The following is a 20560-nucleotide window of genomic DNA, read 5'->3' as shown; positions in this document are numbered from 1 at the left end:
ATCACTTCCTTATTTCGCGTCGTACCAAGTTGGACCGTAAGAATAATCAACTTTGAGCGGAACTGCTAGTTCAATTGCATGCTCCATTACTTCAGGTACAAGCTTCTCTAATTTTTCCAATTCTTCTTTTGGTGCTTCAAATATCAATTCATCGTGTACTTGTAGAAGTAGGCGAGCTTGTAGGCCTTCTTCTTCTAAGCGATCCGCCATAATAATCATAGCCTTTTTAATAATATCCGCCGCACTACCTTGAATTGGTGTATTCATTGCTGTACGCTCTGCAAAGCTACGTAAATTAAAGTTACGGCTCGTAATTTCTGGAATGTAACGACGGCGATTTAATAACGTTGAAACATATCCTTTTTGCTTCGCATCTTTTACAATGTCAGCCATATATTCTTGTACTCCAGGGAAGCTTTCTAAATACCTTTCGATAAATTCCCCTGCCGCTTTTCTCGTGATTCCTAAGTTTTGTGAAAGGCCGTAATCACTAATACCGTATACAATGCCGAAGTTTACAGCTTTTGCTTGTCGTCTCATATTAGATGTCACTTCATCTTTTCCAACACCGAATACATCCATAGCTGTTTTCGTATGAATATCCATGTCATGTTGGAACGCTTCAACTAAACCTTCATCTTTTGCAATGTGAGCAAGCACACGAAGTTCAATTTGTGAATAATCGGCTGCGTACATAATCCATCCTTCTTCTGAAGGAATAAACGCCTGACGAATCTTCCTTCCCTCTTCTAAGCGAATCGGGATATTTTGCAAGTTTGGTTCCGTTGAACTTAGTCGTCCTGTTTGCGTTAACACTTGGTTAAAGCGAGTATGAATTTTAGATGAATCGTCATGTACAACTTTTAGTAACCCTTCAATATATGTAGAGTTTAGTTTCCCTAATTGACGGTAGTGTAAAATCTTCGGAATGATTGCATGATGATCCATAAGCTTGTCTAGTACATCAGCAGACGTAGAATAACCTGTTTTCGTCTTTTTAATAACAGGTAAATTTAAGTTTTCAAACAGAATAACCCCAAGCTGCTTCGGTGAATTAATATTAAATTCCGTTCCTGCAAGCTCATAAATCTCTTGTTCCATTTCCTTTAATCTACCCGCAAGCTCTTCTCCCATATTACGAAGACGCTCCGTATCAACTGTAACACCTTTCACTTCCATGTCAGCTAATACACGAGCAAGCGGTAATTCTAACTCTGTAAATAGTTCATATTGCTCATTCTTTTCTAACTCTTCTACGAATGTTTGCTTCACATCGAATAATACATGCACTTTACGAGCGACATGCTCAGCTACTACCTCTTGCTCAGGAACAGCACGCTTCGCACCTTTCCCGTAAACTTCTTCGTCAGATTTTACCGCATGTGTTTCTTTCATTTTCGCAACAGTACGGAAATCCTTATCGGTATCAGCTGGATCAAGTAAATAAGCGGCAATTAATAAATCAAAGTCAATCCCTTGAATATCTACACCTTTCCACTTGAGAGCAACGATAGCACGCTTCGCATCAAATGTATGTTTTCTCATTTCTCCATTTGCAAGCCACTCTTTAAAAGCATCCGATTTAAGAGCAACATCGGCCGGAATGAAGTAACAACCATTTTCATTTTGAATACCAAAACCTTGAATATCAGCTTTATGATAGTTATCTTCTTGCACTTCAACAATAAGCGCACTATCTTGCTGAAGTATTTCTTCTGTAACTTCTTCTACAATATCAAATGTAATATCATCTAATTCAGCTGGAGCTGTTTCTTCTGGTGTAACACCTAACTTATTTAAAAGGGATGTAAATCCTAAATTCTCGAACATTGGAATCAAATCGCTTGGTTCATACCCTTTATATGCCATATCATCTACATGCACAGTAATCGGTGCGTCTGTAATAATAGTCGCCAGTTCTTTACTCATAAGAGCTTGTTCTTTATTCGCTTCTAACTTTTCTTTTAATTTCTTTCCACTCACTTGATCTAAGTTTTCATATACTGCTTCTACCGTTTCAAATTGCGTTAATAATTTAATGGCTGTCTTCTCACCAACACCTGGTACACCTGGAATGTTATCTGATTGGTCTCCCATTAAACCTTTCATATCGATAATTTGCTTTGGTGATAAGCTATATTTCTCAAATAAAGCTTCTTTCGTATATTCATCTACTTCTGTAATCCCTTTGCGAGGAATACATACGAGTGTATTATCTGAAACAAGTTGCAGTAAATCTTTATCTCCTGAAATAACTTTCACATGAAACCCTTGCTCACTCGCTTCTTTCGCTAACGTTCCCATAATGTCATCCGCTTCATAGTTTTCTAATTCATAGCGCGGAACATTAAATGCATCAAGTACTTCGCGAATAAATGGGAATTGCTCTGATAGTTCAGGTGGAGTCTTTTGACGTCCTCCCTTATAATCACTATACGTTTTATGACGGAACGTTGTTTTCCCCGCATCAAACGCCACAAGCATATGCGTCGGTTTTTCTTCCTCTAATATTCTCATTAACATCATCGTAAAACCATAAATTGCGTTCGTATGTATACCTTTGTCGTTATTTAAAAGCGGTAGTGCAAAGAAAGCACGATACGCGATATTATTACCATCTACTAATACGACTTTTTTTTCCAAACTACAAACCTCCCCATACAAATTTGAAACGATTTTTCCACAGAAAAAAACCGTTCCTATCCTCTCTCTATATTAACATGACTAATAGAGAGAAGAAAAATAACGGTTTTTTTCTATCATATATAAACAGACTTACATTGGCATAAAAGGGAAGTGACGAGAATAGCATAACTACTCTCGTCCAAAATTACTCCTTGGATGAAGGGGTTTTCATATATTATATTAACAGAGCTTTATTAATATTTAATTAAGCCATTGTTAATATATTGTAAATATCCTTCATCCTATTTTTCAGTAGCTGATTTTGGTAAAACAACTGTAAATGTTGTTCCTTCTCCAACCTCACTATCCACTGTAATCGTACCTTGATGTGCTTCAACTAAATGCTTTACAATTGATAAACCAAGACCCGTTCCACCCGTATTTCTACTTCTCGCTTTATCCACTCGATAAAAACGTTCAAATATACGAGGGATTTCTTCTTTACTAATACCAATTCCAGTATCCGACACCTTTATATACGCATTATATTTATCCTCTAATAATTCAACTGAAACAACGCCTCCAGCCGGCGTATATACGATTGCATTATTAATTAAATTAATAAAGATTTGTTTTAAGCGGCTCGGATCTCCAATAACGGAAACTCGTTTCAATACATTCACTTGTAAAGAGATTTCTTTTTCACCCGCTTTATTATCAAGCACCATGTGAATGTCTTCAAGAAGCTCCTTCATATCAACCGTACCCATATTTAATCTAAACCCTTGCTGCTCAATTTTTGACAAATCTAATAAATCTTCAATTAATCCTTGCATACGCTCACTTTCTTTTAAAATGATATGCAAGAAATGTTCGCAGAATTTTTTATTATCCATCGCTCCGTCCAAGAGTGTTTCTGAAAAACCTTTAATAGAAGTAATCGGTGTCTTCAATTCATGAGAAACATTCGCTAAAAAGTCTTTTCTCATTTGTTCTAATTTCTTTAACTCTGTAATGTCATGGAATACGAGAACAATCCCTTTCCACTCATGGTTTGTCCCAATAATTGGCGCTCCATATACTTCGAAATGCTTGCGCTCAATACCTAGCGGCAATAACATTTGTTTACGCACTTTCACTTCTGTCATAAAAATTTCTTCCACAAGCTCAATAATTTCCGTATGGTGAAACGATTCATAATATAAACGGTCTAAATATTCTTCATCTGTTACGTGGAAAGTCTCCTTATAAGAACGGTTTACAAGGTTTACATAACCACGGCTATCAATTAAAATCATTCCGCTTCCCATATTTTCAATTAATGTGTGCAAACGATCTTGTTGCATTTCTTGTTCGAGTGTCATCTCTTGTAAATTACGAGCTAAAATATTAATTGCTTTACTCAACATTCCTGTTTCATCCGAATGACTTTCATATGCACGCGCTTTATAATTACCCTTCGCTAATTCAATCGCAACTTTCGTAACTGATTCAATCGGCCTAATATATTGTCCTGTAATTTTGACACCTAGGAATACAACTACGAGACAAGCAATGACAAATCCGATAATTAATAATCCCCACGTTTTTTGGTGAACGTCCCTCAAAGTATCAATTGTACTTTTCACCAAAATGTATCCTTGTTTCCCTTCTACATCCTGGACGAACACAGTATGATAAAATTCATTCTTTTGATCTGTTTCTTTCGTAATGACTTTATTTTTTTGTTTTCCTGCTTCAGAAGAAAGTTCTTTAATCATCTCTTGACTAAATGCAGATTGTTTCCCTCCGCTATATTGAACTTTCTTTTTTTCATCCACAAATATAATAGAAGCTGGTATTTGTTCTTCTAACTTTTCAAATACATACGGCTTTTTTAAAACAGAATCAAACCCTTGCTCCTCTGCTAATACAGCAACATACTGTGTCTCTTTTATCATTCTCTCTTTAGCATGATCTATATAGTAGTTTTCAAATACAGTTTCTAATAATACACCTAGTCCAACTAAAATAAAAACGATAAGAGAAACAAATGTAAAAAGAAGCCTGGAACGAAACTTATTCATCCACTTTTGGCTCCTCTAATTTATAACCTAAACCACGTATCGTTTTAATGTACGTCGGTTTTTTCGTATTTTGTTCAATTTTATCGCGTAAATGGCTAATATGGACATCAACAATTCTTGTATCACCGGCAAAATCATAATTCCATACAGCACTCAATAATTGGTCACGAGTTAATACACGACTTTTATTTTTCGCAAGATAAACAAGTAACTCAAATTCTTTCGGTGTTAGCTCCAGTTTCCTTCCTTGGAAGTACGCTTCATAAAACTCCGGTAAAATTTTAAGCTCTGCAATTATGATGCTCTCTTCATCTGGCGTTTCCGAAACTTTTTCTTCTTGCTGTAATTTCGTGCGGCGCAAAATCGCTTTCACACGAGCAACAACTTCCCTTGGACTAAATGGTTTCGTCATATAATCGTCAGCCCCAAGCTCAAGACCTAGCACCTTATCAAATTCATCATCTTTTGCTGTTAACATTAAAATCGGCGTCATAACACGCTGCAATCGTAATTCTTTACAAACTTCCATACCATCCATTTTTGGAAGCATTAAATCTAATATAATTAAATCTGGGCGTTCTGTTGTCGCTTTTTGAAGCGCCATTTCTCCATCCATTGCTGTTATAACTTCAAACCCAGCTTGTTGTAAATTAAATTCAATTAAAGTTAAGATAAATTCCTCATCATCAACTACTAAAATACGATTGTTCATTCTTTTCCTCCAAGTTATAGACTTGAAACCTTCTTCATCCTAGTATTTTCCCCGTTATTCTCATCATACTAGAAAACAAGGTCTCCCTCAATATAATTGTCTATTCATGGAGCTCGTTTGTACTAGAGTTTCGGAAAATAAAAGCAATCGTAACTTCATTCCCTCTATCCGGCCGCTATCCAAACTTTATAGATGCATCTATCTTTTTTAAACTCTTTTTCCGTATGAACTATAAAATCTCGATTTTCCGCTAGGAAAAATGAAAGAGCATACGCTATTTTATAATCTGGTGTTTCATATCCATCAAATACTTTCCCGTACATTTCATTCGCGATTGAATCGGCCCATACTTCAGCTTCTCTTATCGTTTCAAAAATAATGTCTTCCCTTTCCCATTTCACAGTTATATCACCCTTTCCAAATAAAAAGTAGCGCTAGTCATATCCTTAATAAGAATATGACTAGCGCTACTTTTATATCATTCTAACTTTCATTTTTTAAAAATTATCTAATGCTTTTTCCATAATGGAAACAGATTTAAAAGGTGGTGTTACTGTTAATGAACCTTTTACAACAGTTTCTCCTTTTTCATCATGAGCAATTACAAGCATATCAATTGTATGTTCCTCCTCTGAAACAGCCACAACTTCAAAGTGGATTTGTAACGTTTCATAATGGTGAACATGTTTCACGAACGTAAGGTCCTTCCTAGTAATATGACTACCTGGACCTGGTAAATATTTCGTAACCGCCGTTGTAATCAGCCCCGTTAGCATAATGCTTGGGACAATCGGCTTTTCATACGGAGTTTGGGATGCGTAATCATGCTGAATATATAATGGATTGGCATCATTCGTTAACCCTAAATACAATAACAAATCTTTATCCTCAATTTTTTCAGTGATAGATAATTTCTCTCCTACTGTAATTTCATCCATTTTACGACCAATTTGAACTTTTTTCTTTAACATGTTACAACCCCCTCCGATTTTTTCACCTTATTATCCTACTAAAAGCGATACCTTATCCGAAATTTACTATGATGAGGGCAATGTATAGTATAAGTCTATAGTTTCATTATAGGATACACCGAATGATAGCGTTTTCATATTATTTCAAAAAAACATTTCAATATATAGTAGAAAAAGATTCGGGGCCCCGAATCTTTTTCCGCTTATATTTAATTATTAAACAAGAACTTTCATAACGTTACGTACAGATTCGACAGAGCGATCTAACGCTTCTTTTTCATCTGCAAGAAGTTCTAATTCAATAATTTTTTCAATTCCGTTACCACCTAGAATTACTGGTACCCCTAAGTAAATGTCACTATAACCATACTCACCTTCAAGGTATGCAATAGCAGGTAATACACGGCGTTGATCTTTCAAGATTGCTTCTGTCATTTCAACTAAAGAAGCTGCTGGCGCATAATATGCACTACCGTTTCCTAATAAGCCTACAATCTCGCCGCCACCCTTACGTGTACGTTCTACAATTGCTTCTAAACGCTCTTTTGGAATTAATGTTTCTAACGGAATGCCACCTGCATAGGAATAGCGTACAAGAGGAACCATATCGTCACCATGTCCACCAAGAACAAATCCTGTAATGTCTTTCACAGAAAGGTTTAATTCTTGTGAAATGAATGTACGGAAACGAGCTGTATCTAATACGCCCGATTGACCGATAACACGCTCTTTCGGGAATCCTGCTTCTTTAAATACAGAATATGTCATTGCATCAACTGGATTTGTTAATACAACAATAATCGCATTTGGTGAATGTTTTGCAATGTCGCGCGTAATACTTTTCATAATTTTAGAGTTTGTTGCTACTAAGTCATCACGGCTCATACCAGGCTTACGCGCAATACCTGCTGTAATAACGACAACGTCAGAATCAGCAGTATCTGCGTAATCAGATGTACCAATAATGTTAGCATCAAAACCTTGTACTGGGCTCGCTTCTAACATATCTAACGCTTTCCCTTTTGTTGGATTTTCCAGCTGTGGAATGTCCACTATTACAACATCTGCAAGTTCTTTTTGTGCTAATAAGAATGCTGTTGTTGCTCCTGTAAATCCTGCACCGATGACTGAAACTTTCTTGCGTTTGATTGTCATAATTTACCCCCCGCTTTAATTATGCGTTTTTGATTATCGCTACATCCATGTTTTTAATAAGTTCATTAGCGAACTCAGAACATTTCACTTCTGTTGCACCTTCCATTAAGCGTGCGAAATCATAAGTTACTACTTTTGATTCAATTGTTTTCTCAACTGAATCAGTTACTAAATTCGCAGCTTCGTTCCATCCTAAGTGCTCTAATAATAATACACCAGAAAGAAGAACAGACGATGGATTTACTTTATCTAAACCTGCATATTTTGGAGCTGTACCATGTGTAGCTTCAAAGATAGCATGTCCAGTCACATAGTTAATGTTTGCACCAGGTGCAATACCAATTCCACCTACTTGTGCAGCAAGTGCATCCGAGATGTAGTCTCCGTTTAAGTTCATTGTTGCAACAACATCGAACTCACGTGGACGAGTTAAAATTTGTTGTAAGAAGATGTCTGCAATAGAATCTTTTACGATGATTTTCCCAGCAGATTCTGCTTCTGCCATCGCTCTATTCGCTGCATCTTTACCATCTTTTTCAACGATGCGATCATATTCAGCCCAAGTAAATACTTTGTCGCCAAATTCTTGTTCAGCTACTTCGTAACCCCAGTTTTTGAAAGCACCTTCTGTAAATTTCATAATGTTTCCTTTATGAACTAATGTAACAGAAGAACGTTTTTCGTTAATTGCATATTGAATTGCAGCACGAACCAGACGCTTTGTCCCTTCCTCTGAAATTGGTTTAATACCAATCCCTGATGTTTCTGGGAAACGAATTTTATTAACGCCCATTGCTTCTTTTAGGAATGCAAGAACTTTTTCTGCTTCTGGAGAACCTTGTGCATATTCAATACCAGCGTAAATATCTTCTGTATTTTCACGGAAAATAACCATATCAGTATCTTCCGGACGTTTTACAGGTGAAGGAACACCTTCAAAGTAACGAACTGGACGTAGACATACATATAAATCTAATTCTTGACGAAGCGCAACGTTTAGAGAACGAATACCACCGCCAACTGGAGTTGTAAGTGGACCTTTAATTGCGATTAAATATTCACGAATTAAATTTAAAGTCTCTTCTGGTAACCACTCGCCTGTTTGGTTGAATGCTTTTTCCCCTGCAAGCACTTCTTTCCAAACAATTTTCTTCTCACCATCATATGCTTTCTCAACTGCTGCTTCTAGTACGCGAGATGCTGCAGCCCAAATATCAGGACCAATTCCATCTCCTTCGATAAATGGAATAATCGGATTGTTTGGTACATTCATAACACCATTAGTTACAGTAATTTTTTCACCTGTCGTCAATGTGATAACCCCCATGTTTGAAATTTCATATGTATGAAACTGAGGGAATAACCCCTCAGTTCAAACCGTTAGTCAAATTTAAATATTCTAATCATTATATCTTTCCGAAAAAATCAGACTTTTGAAAGCGTATTTTCACTATCAAAATAGTGTTTTTCACTTATCGTTGCGCAATCGGAACATACACTTGATGCGTAGGTCCATCATAATCAGCACGCGGACGGATTAAACGGTTGTTTTCATATTGTTCTAGAATATGAGCTAACCAGCCTGACATACGGCTAATCGCAAAGATAGGTGTAAATAAGTCATGGTCAACTCCTAAACAATGGTATACAGAAGCTGAATAGAAATCAACATTTGGTGGAAGACCTTTTTCTTTTGTTACAATGTCTTCAATTTTGATAGACATATTATACCATTTGTCTTCTCCTAAAAGCACGCATAATCTCTTAGACATTTCGCGTAAGTGTTTCGCGCGTGGATCACCATGCTCATATACGCGATGACCAAATCCCATAATTTTCACTTTATTTTGAAGAGCATTATGAATATATGATTCTACATTTTCTTCTTCGCCAATTTCAGTTAACATCTTCATTACATTTTCATTTGCCCCGCCGTGAAGAGGACCTTTTAATGCACCGATTGCTGCTGTAATACCAGAATACACATCTGAAAGTGTAGCTACGCAAACACGTGCAGTAAATGTAGAAGCGTTTAACTCATGATCGGCATGAAGTACAAGTGCCTTATCAAAAGCCTCAATTTCAACTTCATTTGGCTCACGATCATTTAACATGTACAAGAAGTTTGCAGCTAATGATAGATCTTTTCTTGGCTCAACAACATCTAAACCTTTGCGAATTCTTGCATAAGCCGCAATTAAAGTTCCGACTTGAGCCTGCAATTTAACCGCTTTCAAATAATTAGACTTTCCATCCATTATTTCAGCGCTCTCATCATATAATGATAGCATGGAAATCGCAGTTCGTAAAACCGACATCGGGTGCGCGATTTTTAAATCTACTTGTTTCAAATATGTTAAAATTTCACCTGGTACTTTATAGTATTCAGATACAGTTCCACTAAATTCCGCTAGTTCTTTTTCGTTAGGAAGCTTGCGGTGCCATAATAAGTACACTACTTCTTCGAACGTAGCATTCTCAGCTAAATCATCAATATTATACCCAACATAAGTTAATGTATCATCAATAATAGAGCTCACAGATGATGTTGTTGCTACTACCCCTTCTAAACCTCGAATAACAGTCATGACATTCTCTCCTTTTCCTGAAAATTCTCCCAACCTTGCTCCTTATATCTATTTGCTCCCCTTATAAATTATGAACGCTCGTTCACTCTTTAGGCAAGCAAAATGCACGTTCATGCAAATTTGTTGCGATGTTCCCCTCTAATTGTCCATTACTTACATGGAAAGCATGAGCGTGAATGTCTCCCCGAATCCTCACGCTCAGAACAACAAGTTAGTGAGGAAAATGAATTCCGAAGAGTTTATGATAAAAACAACATAAAACAATATCATTATAAAATTGTTTTATGTTGTTTTTATTTTATCTGGTGTAAAGTCTCTGCTGTTATGTAACTTTTCAAAGTTTCTAATCCTATTATAAACAATTATCTGACTTTTGTGAACAGAAAGAATTCAAAAATTTTATATTACTATAAAATTCCTTATTTAAACATTTGTATAATACTCATAACTGCATAGGCAATTCCAGCCCCAATTAACGGACCTACAGCAACTCCATTAAATAAAGCTACAGCTATAATTGTCCCAAAAACAAGTGCGGTTGTAATATGAGGATCCGTCGTTAATAATTGCACCCCACCTTTCGCCAATAAAGCAACCGCTACTCCTGAAGCTAAAGCAATCCATGCATAGTATGATTTCGCCGCTTCTCCAAGCTGTTTAAACCCTATTTCCCCCGTCGCAATTGGGACAAGCACCGCAATTGTAATAACCGTCACACCGAGGTTAATTCCTTTCGTTTGTAAATAAGGAAAGACTTTATCGCCTAAAAACGTAAACTTCAATAAAAATAACACTCCAACAGCTACAGTAAGCGATTGGTTTTTAGCAATAAGTCCTATAATAAGTAGTATGAATAAAAATAACGTTGACTGACTAATCATGATTGCACTTCCTTTCTGAAAATAATGAACTTGTTTCCAAACAAAAATACCCTTAAACCTATCGTTTTACATGCTATACCGATGCATATTTGATAATTATAATAAAGAAAAAAATGATTTTTATATACATTTCAAAATTACAAATAAGACTTTAACCAGAAAAAAATAAAGCATGCATATACATTTAAAAGTGGATGTCTCTCCTTTCTTTTATAATAAGAAACAGGTAAAATAAAAAAGAGAGAAAATGAAGTTTTTACCATATAGTAGAAGCGTCACCAACAAGCTTCTGTAGTCATTAATCCACTGTAAAAGCAGGCTAAATCCATCATTCCACTATAACATGAAGTGAAACTTTGATCAGTGAATCTCACTAGTTATAAGTTGAACGAATTAGGATAATCCAAATCGGAATGGGAGGTATACATCTTTGAACCGAAACTTACTATATATGATATTACGACTCATATTTGTCATTGTAGCAACGGTAGTTGGGTTCTATACATTGCTGCACATGTCAGGCCTTATCTACCCTTTTATTATCGCTTTTGCATTCGCTTATTTGATTAATCCTGTCGTCAATTTCCTTAATCAAAAACTACAATTCCCTCGCGCATTAGCGGTACTCGTTAGCTTAATTCTCGTATTCGGAGCTATCGTCGGGCTCGTTACATACCTTGTAACTGAAGCAATATCTGCCACAACATACTTACTACAAATTGTCACAGTGAAGTTTCCAGATATCGTTGCATTCGCCCAAGAATTTGCACTTAATCATATTATGCCTCTCTATGATGATTTAATTTCTAAATTTAATCATCTTGGAGAACCACAGCGATACACTATTACACAAAACATTCAAAACTTAGGCACCGAAGCAACGACACAAATGAAAGAACTTTTAACCGCCATTATAAGCGGATTAACAAATTTCATTAGTGCATTACCAACAACTTTAACTGTCCTTGTATTCGTCTTATTAGCCACATTCTTCATTAGTTACGATTGGCACCGTCTTGCTCATAAAGTAAGAAAACTTCTACCTAATCGTGTACACGGATACGGAAAAACTATTTTTGTCGATTTAAGAAAAGCTTTGTTTGGTTTTGTTAAAGCGCAACTTACACTCGTATCTATGACAACTATCATTGTACTAATCGGCCTTTTAATATTACGCGTGCCATACGCAATTACTATCGCGATTATTACAGGGGTTGTAGATTTACTCCCTTATTTAGGAACTGGAGCCGTCTTCGTTCCTTGGGTTATATACGTATTTTTCACAGGTGATACTGCATTCGCCATCGGTCTTCTCATCCTATACATCGTCGTGATTGTCCAAAGACAAATCATGGAGCCAAAAGTACTTTCATCTAATATTGGACTCGATCCATTAGCGACACTCATCGCTCTATTTGTCGGCTTTAAGCTCTTTGGTTTTTTAGGATTAATCATCGGTCCAGTCATATTAGTACTACTTAATACATTACACAAAGCTCATGTATTCCACGATTTATGGAAATTCATTAAAGGCTCACCATCAAAATAATGTTTTCTAACTCATACACAACAAAAAATCAACTGTAATCAGTGGGAATTTCCCACTGATTATTCACTGTACTTTTTTTGTACTACCTACATCCAAAAGAGAATTTCCTAAAAAAGGATAATCCTCTTATTTTTTTGCATAAAAACGCATGTTTTAGGTCGAAAAATACATTTTTATTCTATTTATTCTATAATTATTACTTACATTTATTACTTTTTATGTAAATGAATAAATATACAAAACAAGGCAGATTAACCCTTTAATCAGTAATTTTTCTTCTCCTATCTAACTTCTGCTCACTAGTCGAATCTCACTACAACCAAGAACATCACCCTAATGTAACACTTTTCATTCACAAGAACCCTCTGTATCCTATCGTTTAATAACTAACAAAAATCCCCCCAACAAGAAGCTAACATTTGATTATAAATAGCAAACAAAAAAATAACGCGTAGATCGCTATAATCTACGCGTTATTTCTGAACAATAATAGTAGTCCTCTTTCTAAATTTCCAATCAATCCACTTCATAACAACCGGCTTCAATAAAGCCCTCGTTACAGGAACAACAAAGATAAAACCTATTATATCCGTCACATATCCAGGCAGTACTAAAAGAATACCTCCTACGAATATAAAAATACCATCTAGAACCGTATCACCCGGCATTTCTCCTCTATTTAACCTAAATTGAATCTCTCTAAGTACTTTAAACCCTTGTCGTTTCGCCAAATATACACCCACAATACCCGTAAATACAATCATAGCGAACGTAGACCATAAACCTATTACATGACTCGATCCTATCAATACCGCAATCTCAATCGCCGGTATTACAATAAGTAAGAATAGCAACCACTTCACAGCTCCACACTCCTTCATATTTCATTCGAAAGGTGAAAGGCATAACTTTTCCCACCATCACCTTGCAAAAACCCTTATAAGCCCCTTAAAACGCTCATACAAGCTTCACAAAGGACGAATAACCCTCTTCCCGCTAGACATTATAACAAACGTTTTTCGAAGCAATTTCAAGTATTTAAAGCTATCTCTATCCTTTTTTGTGTAAAAAAAAGAGAAGGACTCCGATCCTTCTCTCCGTATTACTTCTTATAGCACTTCCGCATGTCCATTATAAACAATTCCGCGTGCTGCATCAACTGTTACTTCTTGGCCACTTTTTAAAGTTGTTGTTACGCCGTTTACACCAACGATAACAGGAATACCGATTGATACACCTACAACAGCTGCATGGCTTGTTAGACCGCCTTCTTCTACAACTAGAGCTGCAGCTTTTTCAATTGCAGGAATCATATCTTTATCAGTACTTGTTGTAACAAGGATATCACCTTTGTTTACGTTCGCTACAGCTTCAGCAGCTGTTTTCGCTACAACTACTTTACCTTTTGCAGCTTTACGACCGATTCCTTGTCCTTTAGCAACTTCTTCACCAACAACGTGGATTTTCATTAAGTTTGTTGTACCAGTTTCAGCAACTGGTACACCAGCAGTGATTACTACAGTATCTCCAAGTCCGATTAGACCCGCATCCATACCTGTTTGAATTGCTGTATCTAACATTTCATCAGTAGACGCTGCACGTTTTCCAGCCATAAACGCTTGTACACCCCAAACAAGTGCAAGACGACGTCCTACTTGCTCGTCAGATGTTACAGCTACGATTGGAGATTTCGGACGGTATTTAGAGATCATTTTCGCAGTATGTCCACTTTCTGTTGGAGCTACGATTGCAGCTACATCAAGAGCAAGTGCTGTATGCGCAACAGATTGGCTAATTGCATCTGTAATTGTTGGAGTGAACTCTTTAATACGTTTTTTGAACATATCTTCATATTGTAATGATTTTTCAACACGTACCGCAATGTTAGCCATCATTGTTACAGATTCTACAGGGTATTGACCCGCAGCAGTTTCACCTGAAAGCATGATTGCATCTGTTCCATCGAAGATTGCGTTTGCTACGTCACTTGCTTCCGCACGAGTTGGACGTGGGTTACGTTGCATAGAATCTAACATTTGTGTTGCAGTAATAACTGGTTTGCCTAATACGTTACATTTTTTGATTAGACGTTTTTGTACTAATGGTACTTCTTCTGGTGGAATTTCTACACCCATATCACCACGAGCAACCATTAAACCGTCAGAAACTTCTAAGATTGAATCGATGTTGTCGATACCTTCTTGGTTTTCGATTTTTGGTACGATTTGGATGTATTGAGCGTTATGCCCTTCTAATAATTCACGAATTTCTAATACGTCAGATGCTTTACGTACGAAAGATGCTGCGATGAAATCAACTTTTTGCTCGATACCGAAAACGATATCTTGTACGTCTTTTTCAGTGATACCAGGAAGCTTAATGCTTACGTTTGGTACGTTAACACCTTTTTTATTTTTTACAGTTCCGCTGTTTAATACTTTTGTACGGATGTCTCCGTCAGCTTTCTCGATTACTTCTAGTTCGATAAGACCGTCATCGATTAGAATACGAGAACCTGGATCAACATCATCATAAAGACCAGCATAAGATACAGAGAACTTCTCTGCAGTTCCTAATACTTGTTCAGTAGAAAGAATTACTTCTGCACCTGTTACAAGCTCAGCTTGTCCGTCTACGAAGTCATGTGTACGGATTTCTGGACCTTTTGTATCAAGTAAGATACCAACTGTTTTACCAGTTTTCTTTGAAGCTTCACGAATATTTTTAATACGAGCTCCATGCTCTTCATGGCTACCATGAGAGAAGTTTAAACGAGCAACGTTCATACCCGCTTCCATTAATTGCTCTAATTTCTCAATACTTTCACTAGCAGGACCTATAGTACATACAATTTTAGTTTTACGCATATTGCACCTCCGAAAATTATGAAACCGTTCCCAAATACAAGGCATTAAGCCAATTAGATAGATAATTCTTTAGATAATTGATACATATCTTTATCGATTGTATGCTTTTGAGCTAACGCTTCGATAATGTCATGATCAACAAGTTTATTATTTTGAATACCAACACAACGTCCGCCATTACCAGCAATTAATAATTCAACTGCTCTTGCGCCAAGACGACTAGCTAATACACGGTCTTGTGCACTTGGTGATCCACCACGTTGTACGTGACCTAATACAGTTACACGAGTATCAAAGCTTGTTGCTTCTTCAATGTGCTTACCGATGTCAATTGCACTTCCAACACCTTCAGCTACAACGATAATACTGTGCTTTTTGCCACGTTCACTACCGCGTTTCAGACGAGCGATAACATCTTCCATGTCATACTTTTCTTCTGGAATTAAGATAGTTTCTGCACCATCAGCTAAACCAGCCCATAATGCGATATCTCCAGCGTGACGTCCCATTACTTCGATAACATATGTACGTTCATGAGATGTAGCTGTATCACGGATTTTATCAATTGCATCAATAACAGTATTTAAAGCTGTATCGAAACCAATTGTGAAGTCTGTTCCAGGGATATCATTGTCGATTGTACCTGGTACACCTACACATGGGAATCCTTGCTCAGTTAATTTTTTTGCGCCTTGGTAAGAACCATCTCCACCAATAACAACAAGTCCTTCAATACCATGTTTCTTTAATTGCTCGATTCCTTTTAGTCGTACTTCTGGGTCTTTAAACTCAGGACATCTTGCTGTATATAATTTTGTACCACCGCGGTGGATAATATCGCCAACAGAACCAAGTTCTAATTTTTCAATATGACCAGAAATTAAACCAGCGTATCCATGGTAAATACCATATACTTCAATATCATGGAAAATCGCTTTACGAACAACTGCACGAATGGCAGCATTCATACCAGGTGAATCTCCACCACTCGTTAATACACCAATACGTTTCATTTGTACTCACCTCATAAAGATTATTTGCCTTATAATAAAATAACACGAAAAAATACAAAAGCACAATGGAGAAGATGTGTCTTTTCATAATAAAAACGTGCATTCGCGAAGAGGAACGCACGCTTTTCTTATTTTATCCCAATGGAAGCGTTTGAAAACGAAACTTGCCCAATTTTCATATATTTTTCATAACGTTTTTCGATTAATTCATCTTTCGAAATTCCGCTTAATTGTTCAAAAGTTTTCTTAAGCATTAAATCTATATTTTCTGATTGTTTCAAAACATTACGATGCGCTCCGCCTTTTGCCTCTGGAATAATTTCGTCAATTACACCTAATTCTTTCAAATCTAATGCTGTAATTTTCATCGCTTCTGCAGCTTCTTTTGCTTTACCAGCATCTTTCCAAAGAATCGCCGCCGCACCCTCTGGTGTAATGACAGAATAAGTGGAATTTTCCAGCATATGAATGTAATCTCCTACTCCAAGACCTAACGCACCACCGCTACCACCTTCACCGATAACAATACAAATAACAGGTACAGTTAAACCCGCCATTTCAAATAAATTACGGGCAATTGCCTCACTTTGTCCACGTTCTTCAGCTGCTTTACCAGGATAAGCTCCCTTCGTATCGATGAAACAAATAATGGGACGATTAAACTTTTCCGCTTGTTTCATTAGACGCAGTGCTTTTCGATATCCTTCTGGATGAGGCATCCCAAAATTACGACGAATATTTTCTTTCGTATCTTTTCCGCGTTGGTGCCCAATTACAGTTACAGGCATCCCCTTATATTTCGCAATGCCGCCGACAATCGCTGCATCGTCGCCAAATAGGCGATCTCCATGACATTCAAAAAAATTAGTAAATAAGTGCTCAATATAATCGAGCGTTGTCGGTCGTTCTGCATGACGAGCAATTTGAACACGGTCCCATACTTTCATATTGCCGTATATATCTTCCTCTAGTTTTTCTAGCTTGTCTTCCAAAATACGAATCTCCTCACTGAAGTCCATCTGGCTGTTTTTCGTATAGTCTTTCAGTTCACGAATCTTATTTCTTAGCTCAACAACTGGTTTCTCAAATTCTAGCTCTGCCATACAGCCATTTCCCCTCCTTGATGAACTTCTAAAATCTTACGGAGTGATTCTCTCATATCATCACGATGCACCACCGCATCTAATTGACCGTGCTCTAGTAAAAATTCTGCCGTTTGAAAATCTTCTGGCAGTTTCTCACGCACTGTTTGTTCAATTACGCGTCTACCAGCAAAGCCGATAAGTGCACCTGGCTCCGCAAGATTGTAATCACCAAGTGAAGCGAAACTCGCTGAAACCCCGCCCGTCGTCGGGTGAGTCATAACAGAAATAAATAACCCTCCTGCATTACTATGCTTTTTCAAAGCTACGCTTGTTTTCGCCATTTGCATTAAACTTAATATCCCTTCTTGCATACGGGCACCACCCGATGCAGTAAAGATAATAAATGGAACCTGTAAGTCGTATGCCTTTTCAACCGCACGAGCAATTTTTTCTCCTACAACAGAGCCCATGCTGCCCATTCGAAAACGAGAATCCATTACTGCAACAACAACAAGCATGTCATCAATTGTTCCTTCACCAGTTACAACCGCTTCATACAATTCAGTCTTCTTACGATCGTTTTCTAGTTTCTCTTCATATCCCGGAAACTCAAGTGGATTTAGTGAAACCATCTCTTTGTCATACTCACGAAATGAACCTTCGTCCAATATACTATCAAGGCGTTCCCATGCATTCATCGGATGATGATATCCACAATTCACGCATACTTTTAAATTTTTAAGAAGTTCTTTCGTATACATGATTTTTTTACATTTCGGACATTTTGTCATAACGCCATCTGGTACATCTTTTCGTATTTGTTCTGAAGGTATTGCAGCGTACTTTTTCTTTTTCACGAATAAATCTCTTAGCACAATTTGACCCCCTTCGTTGAGAGCTAAGGTTAGCGTAAGAAGAAAATGGGGCTAACACCAATGTTTGATGTTAGCCTTATCTTCTCAATCTGTCTAATAACCTCTCTCTTTACGTTTAACTTTAACCGCTATGCGGTAGAATGTTTGTCATAACGTGTCATGGTCATTTCGACAAATTTTATACATTACGAGTGAAACTGTATATTCTCTACTAATTCATCGTAAATTTTTAACGCATCATTTTCTTGTTTCACTTCCAAAGTAGCATAAAGCTTTCTATAGATTTCGATAGAATCTCCTGAAACTTCACAAGAAAGAGTTGCAACGTAATCATTTACGATCATCCAAATGCGATAGAGTAAATAATTATCGAACTGTTCAATAAGTGTTTTAAAGAACGTTTGATGAAGCACCGGAATTGAGCTTTCATTTTCTTCAAGCACTTGGTGTAATTTACTTAGTACTTCAGAAAACGTTTCTTTCGGTAAATTACATACAAGTCGAATCATATCTTTCTCAAGCAATCGTTTTGTTTGTAATAAATCACGAATTGTTTTCTCATCTTGCAGTAGAAACGGAGCAATTAATTGTACAAGACCGTTATCGTAAAAGTTTCGAATAAACGTCCCCTCACCACGTCTCGTTTCAATTAATCCTACCAGTTCTAAAGCACGTAATGCTTCTCTTACAGAGGAACGTCCAACATTTAAGCGTGAACTTAACTCACGCTCAGATGGCAAACGATCCCCTGCTACTAAACAATCCTCTTCCATAATGGATCGGATTTTTTTTACAATTTCGAGATATACTTTTGTATTTGATGATGTCAATGGAAATTCCTCGCTTATTCTTTACCAATCAGCGCTAATTGTCTTGTTTTCTCAGCGACTTCATTTGGATCTACTTGACGGCGAGCTACTCCTGTTTCCATTGCTGCTTTCGCAACGTAAGCCGCTACTTGAGGCGCTACACGCGCGTCAAATGGCGCTGGAATGATATGGTCTGCATTCAACTCATCGTCTGATACAAGCTCTGCAATGGCTTGTACAGCTGCCATCTTCATTTCTTCATTAATTTGTGTCGCATGTACATCAAGTGCACCGCGGAAAATACCTGGGAACGCTAGTACATTATTTACTTGGTTCGGGAAGTCAGAACGACCTGTTCCAACAACAGCTGCGCCCGCTGCTTTTGCCAATTCTGGCATAATTTCTGGAACCGGATTCGCCATTGCAAAAATAATTGCATCGTCATTCATTGTACGAACCATCTCTTCATTTAACGCACCTGCTGCAGATACACCAATGAATACGTCCGCACCTTGTAAAACGTCAGCTAAAGAACCTTCGATACGATTCTTATTTGTATATTTTGCAACTTCATCCTTCACCGGATTCATACCGACAGGACGACCTTCATAGATTGCACCTTTACGGTCACACATAATAACGTCACGTACACCATAGCGATATAAAAGTTTAATGATTGCAATACCTGCTGCACCTGCACCATTTGCGACAACTTTAATGTCGGACATTTTCTTTCCAACTAACTTCAGCGCGTTCACAAGACCTGCTACTGTTACGATAGCTGTTCCGTGTTGATCATCATGGAATATCGGAATGTTTGTCTCTTTTTTCAAACGTTCTTCAATAACGAAGCAGTTTGGTGCTGCGATATCTTCTAAGTTTACACCGCCAAAAGTTGGCTCCATTAATTTTACAGTTTCAACAATTTTATCTACATCGTTTGTATTTAAGGCAATCGGGAATGCATCTACGCCAGCAAAGCTCTTGAATAATACGGCTTTACCTTCCATTACTGGAAGAGATGCTTCAGGTCCAATGTTACCAAGACCAAGTACAGCCGTTCCATCTGTCACAACTGCTACCATATTTCCCTTCATTGTATATTCATATACCTTACTTTTATCGTCATAAATTTCTTTACAAGGCTCTGCAACCCCTGGAGAATATGCAAGACTTAAATCTTTTGCATTTTCTACTTTTACTTTTGATACAGTTTCTAATTTTCCTTGATGCACTTTATGCATATGAAGTGCTTCTTCACGAAGTGTTGACAAGCTATCCACTCTCCTCAAATTATTCTTGCTGCTATCAATTTCTCCAAGTGGTCTGACCACGAACACTACTACTATAATAATCGAAGTATA

Annotated in this window: 17 protein-coding genes; 1 reads left to right on the top strand and 16 read right to left on the bottom strand. The window is 37.2% G+C overall.

Annotation, left to right across the window (positions count from 1 at the left end; genetic code table 11):
* Positions 1-9: 9 nt before the first annotated feature.
* From polA to MKX77_RS01560, 9 genes are all read right to left on the bottom strand, one after another.
* Positions 10-2643: a DNA polymerase I gene (polA, locus tag MKX77_RS01600; protein WP_341305646.1), complete on the bottom strand. Its 2634-nt coding sequence runs from the start codon at positions 2641-2643 to the stop codon at positions 10-12.
* Positions 2644-2927: 284 nt separating this feature from the next.
* The gene (gene phoR / locus MKX77_RS01595; protein WP_341305645.1) at positions 2928-4691 is read right to left on the bottom strand and encodes a sensory box histidine kinase PhoR; all 1764 of its coding nucleotides are present in this window, start codon (positions 4689-4691) and stop codon (positions 2928-2930) included.
* On the bottom strand, positions 4684-5403 hold the full coding sequence (gene phoP / locus MKX77_RS01590) for a two-component system response regulator PhoP (RefSeq protein WP_341305644.1): 720 nt from the start codon (positions 5401-5403) through the stop codon (positions 4684-4686). The genes phoR and phoP overlap by 8 nt, the downstream gene beginning before the upstream one ends.
* A gap of 164 nt (positions 5404-5567) precedes the next feature.
* Positions 5568-5804, bottom strand: coding sequence for a hypothetical protein (locus tag MKX77_RS01585; RefSeq protein ID WP_341305643.1), 237 nt, complete (start codon positions 5802-5804; stop codon positions 5568-5570).
* Between the two features lie 96 nt (positions 5805-5900).
* The gene (locus MKX77_RS01580; protein ID WP_341305642.1) at positions 5901-6374 is read right to left on the bottom strand and encodes a MaoC family dehydratase; all 474 of its coding nucleotides are present in this window, start codon (positions 6372-6374) and stop codon (positions 5901-5903) included.
* Positions 6375-6590: 216 nt separating this feature from the next.
* Positions 6591-7529 (bottom strand): malate dehydrogenase, encoded by a 939-nt coding sequence (gene mdh, locus MKX77_RS01575; RefSeq protein WP_215554374.1) that lies wholly within the window; start codon positions 7527-7529, stop codon positions 6591-6593.
* A gap of 19 nt (positions 7530-7548) precedes the next feature.
* Positions 7549-8841 carry an NADP-dependent isocitrate dehydrogenase gene (gene icd / locus MKX77_RS01570; protein WP_341305641.1) on the bottom strand — a complete coding sequence of 431 codons (1293 nt, stop codon included), beginning with the start codon at positions 8839-8841 and terminating at the stop codon, positions 7549-7551.
* Positions 8842-9001: 160 nt separating this feature from the next.
* Complete coding sequence (gene citZ / locus MKX77_RS01565; RefSeq protein ID WP_002160260.1) at positions 9002-10150, bottom strand: citrate synthase; 1149 nt, start codon at positions 10148-10150, stop codon at positions 9002-9004.
* 386 nt (positions 10151-10536) lie between these two features.
* Positions 10537-10998, bottom strand: coding sequence for a DUF441 domain-containing protein (locus tag MKX77_RS01560; RefSeq protein WP_002112200.1), 462 nt, complete (start codon positions 10996-10998; stop codon positions 10537-10539).
* A 430-nt stretch (positions 10999-11428) separates the two neighbouring features.
* Between MKX77_RS01560 and ytvI the strand changes: the two genes are divergently transcribed.
* A complete protein-coding gene (ytvI, locus tag MKX77_RS01555) occupies positions 11429-12547 on the top strand; it encodes a sporulation integral membrane protein YtvI (RefSeq protein ID WP_341305640.1) in 1119 nt (372 codons plus the stop codon).
* Between the two features lie 473 nt (positions 12548-13020).
* Here the strand turns inward: ytvI and MKX77_RS01550 are convergent, their stop codons facing one another.
* The 7 genes from MKX77_RS01550 to MKX77_RS01520 all read right to left on the bottom strand — a co-directional run bounded on the left by MKX77_RS01550 (position 13021) and on the right by MKX77_RS01520 (position 20440).
* Positions 13021-13410 (bottom strand): FxsA family protein, encoded by a 390-nt coding sequence (locus tag MKX77_RS01550; RefSeq protein ID WP_002160258.1) that lies wholly within the window; start codon positions 13408-13410, stop codon positions 13021-13023.
* Positions 13411-13656: 246 nt separating this feature from the next.
* A complete protein-coding gene (gene pyk, locus MKX77_RS01545; RefSeq protein ID WP_215554376.1) occupies positions 13657-15414 on the bottom strand; it encodes a pyruvate kinase in 1758 nt (585 codons plus the stop codon).
* 53 nt (positions 15415-15467) lie between these two features.
* Entirely contained in the window at positions 15468-16427 is a 960-nt protein-coding gene (pfkA, locus tag MKX77_RS01540) for a 6-phosphofructokinase (RefSeq protein WP_002034288.1), read from the bottom strand.
* Positions 16428-16555: 128 nt separating this feature from the next.
* On the bottom strand, positions 16556-17530 hold the full coding sequence (gene accA / locus MKX77_RS01535; protein WP_000818787.1) for an acetyl-CoA carboxylase carboxyl transferase subunit alpha: 975 nt from the start codon (positions 17528-17530) through the stop codon (positions 16556-16558).
* Positions 17518-18387: an acetyl-CoA carboxylase, carboxyltransferase subunit beta gene (gene accD / locus MKX77_RS01530; protein ID WP_002160256.1), complete on the bottom strand. Its 870-nt coding sequence runs from the start codon at positions 18385-18387 to the stop codon at positions 17518-17520. The genes accA and accD overlap by 13 nt, the downstream gene beginning before the upstream one ends.
* Positions 18388-18572: 185 nt before the next feature.
* Entirely contained in the window at positions 18573-19217 is a 645-nt protein-coding gene (locus MKX77_RS01525; RefSeq protein ID WP_002160255.1) for a FadR/GntR family transcriptional regulator, read from the bottom strand.
* A gap of 14 nt (positions 19218-19231) precedes the next feature.
* Entirely contained in the window at positions 19232-20440 is a 1209-nt protein-coding gene (locus MKX77_RS01520; RefSeq protein WP_215556638.1) for an NAD(P)-dependent malic enzyme, read from the bottom strand.
* Positions 20441-20560 lie beyond the last annotated feature (120 nt).

The sequence above is a fragment of the Bacillus sp. FSL R9-9410 genome, from assembly GCF_038050385.1.
GTDB lineage: Bacteria > Bacillota > Bacilli > Bacillales > Bacillaceae_G > Bacillus_A > Bacillus_A cereus_U.
The sequence above is the reverse complement of the archived record's forward strand: the minus strand, read 5'-3'. Positions and strand labels throughout refer to the sequence as shown.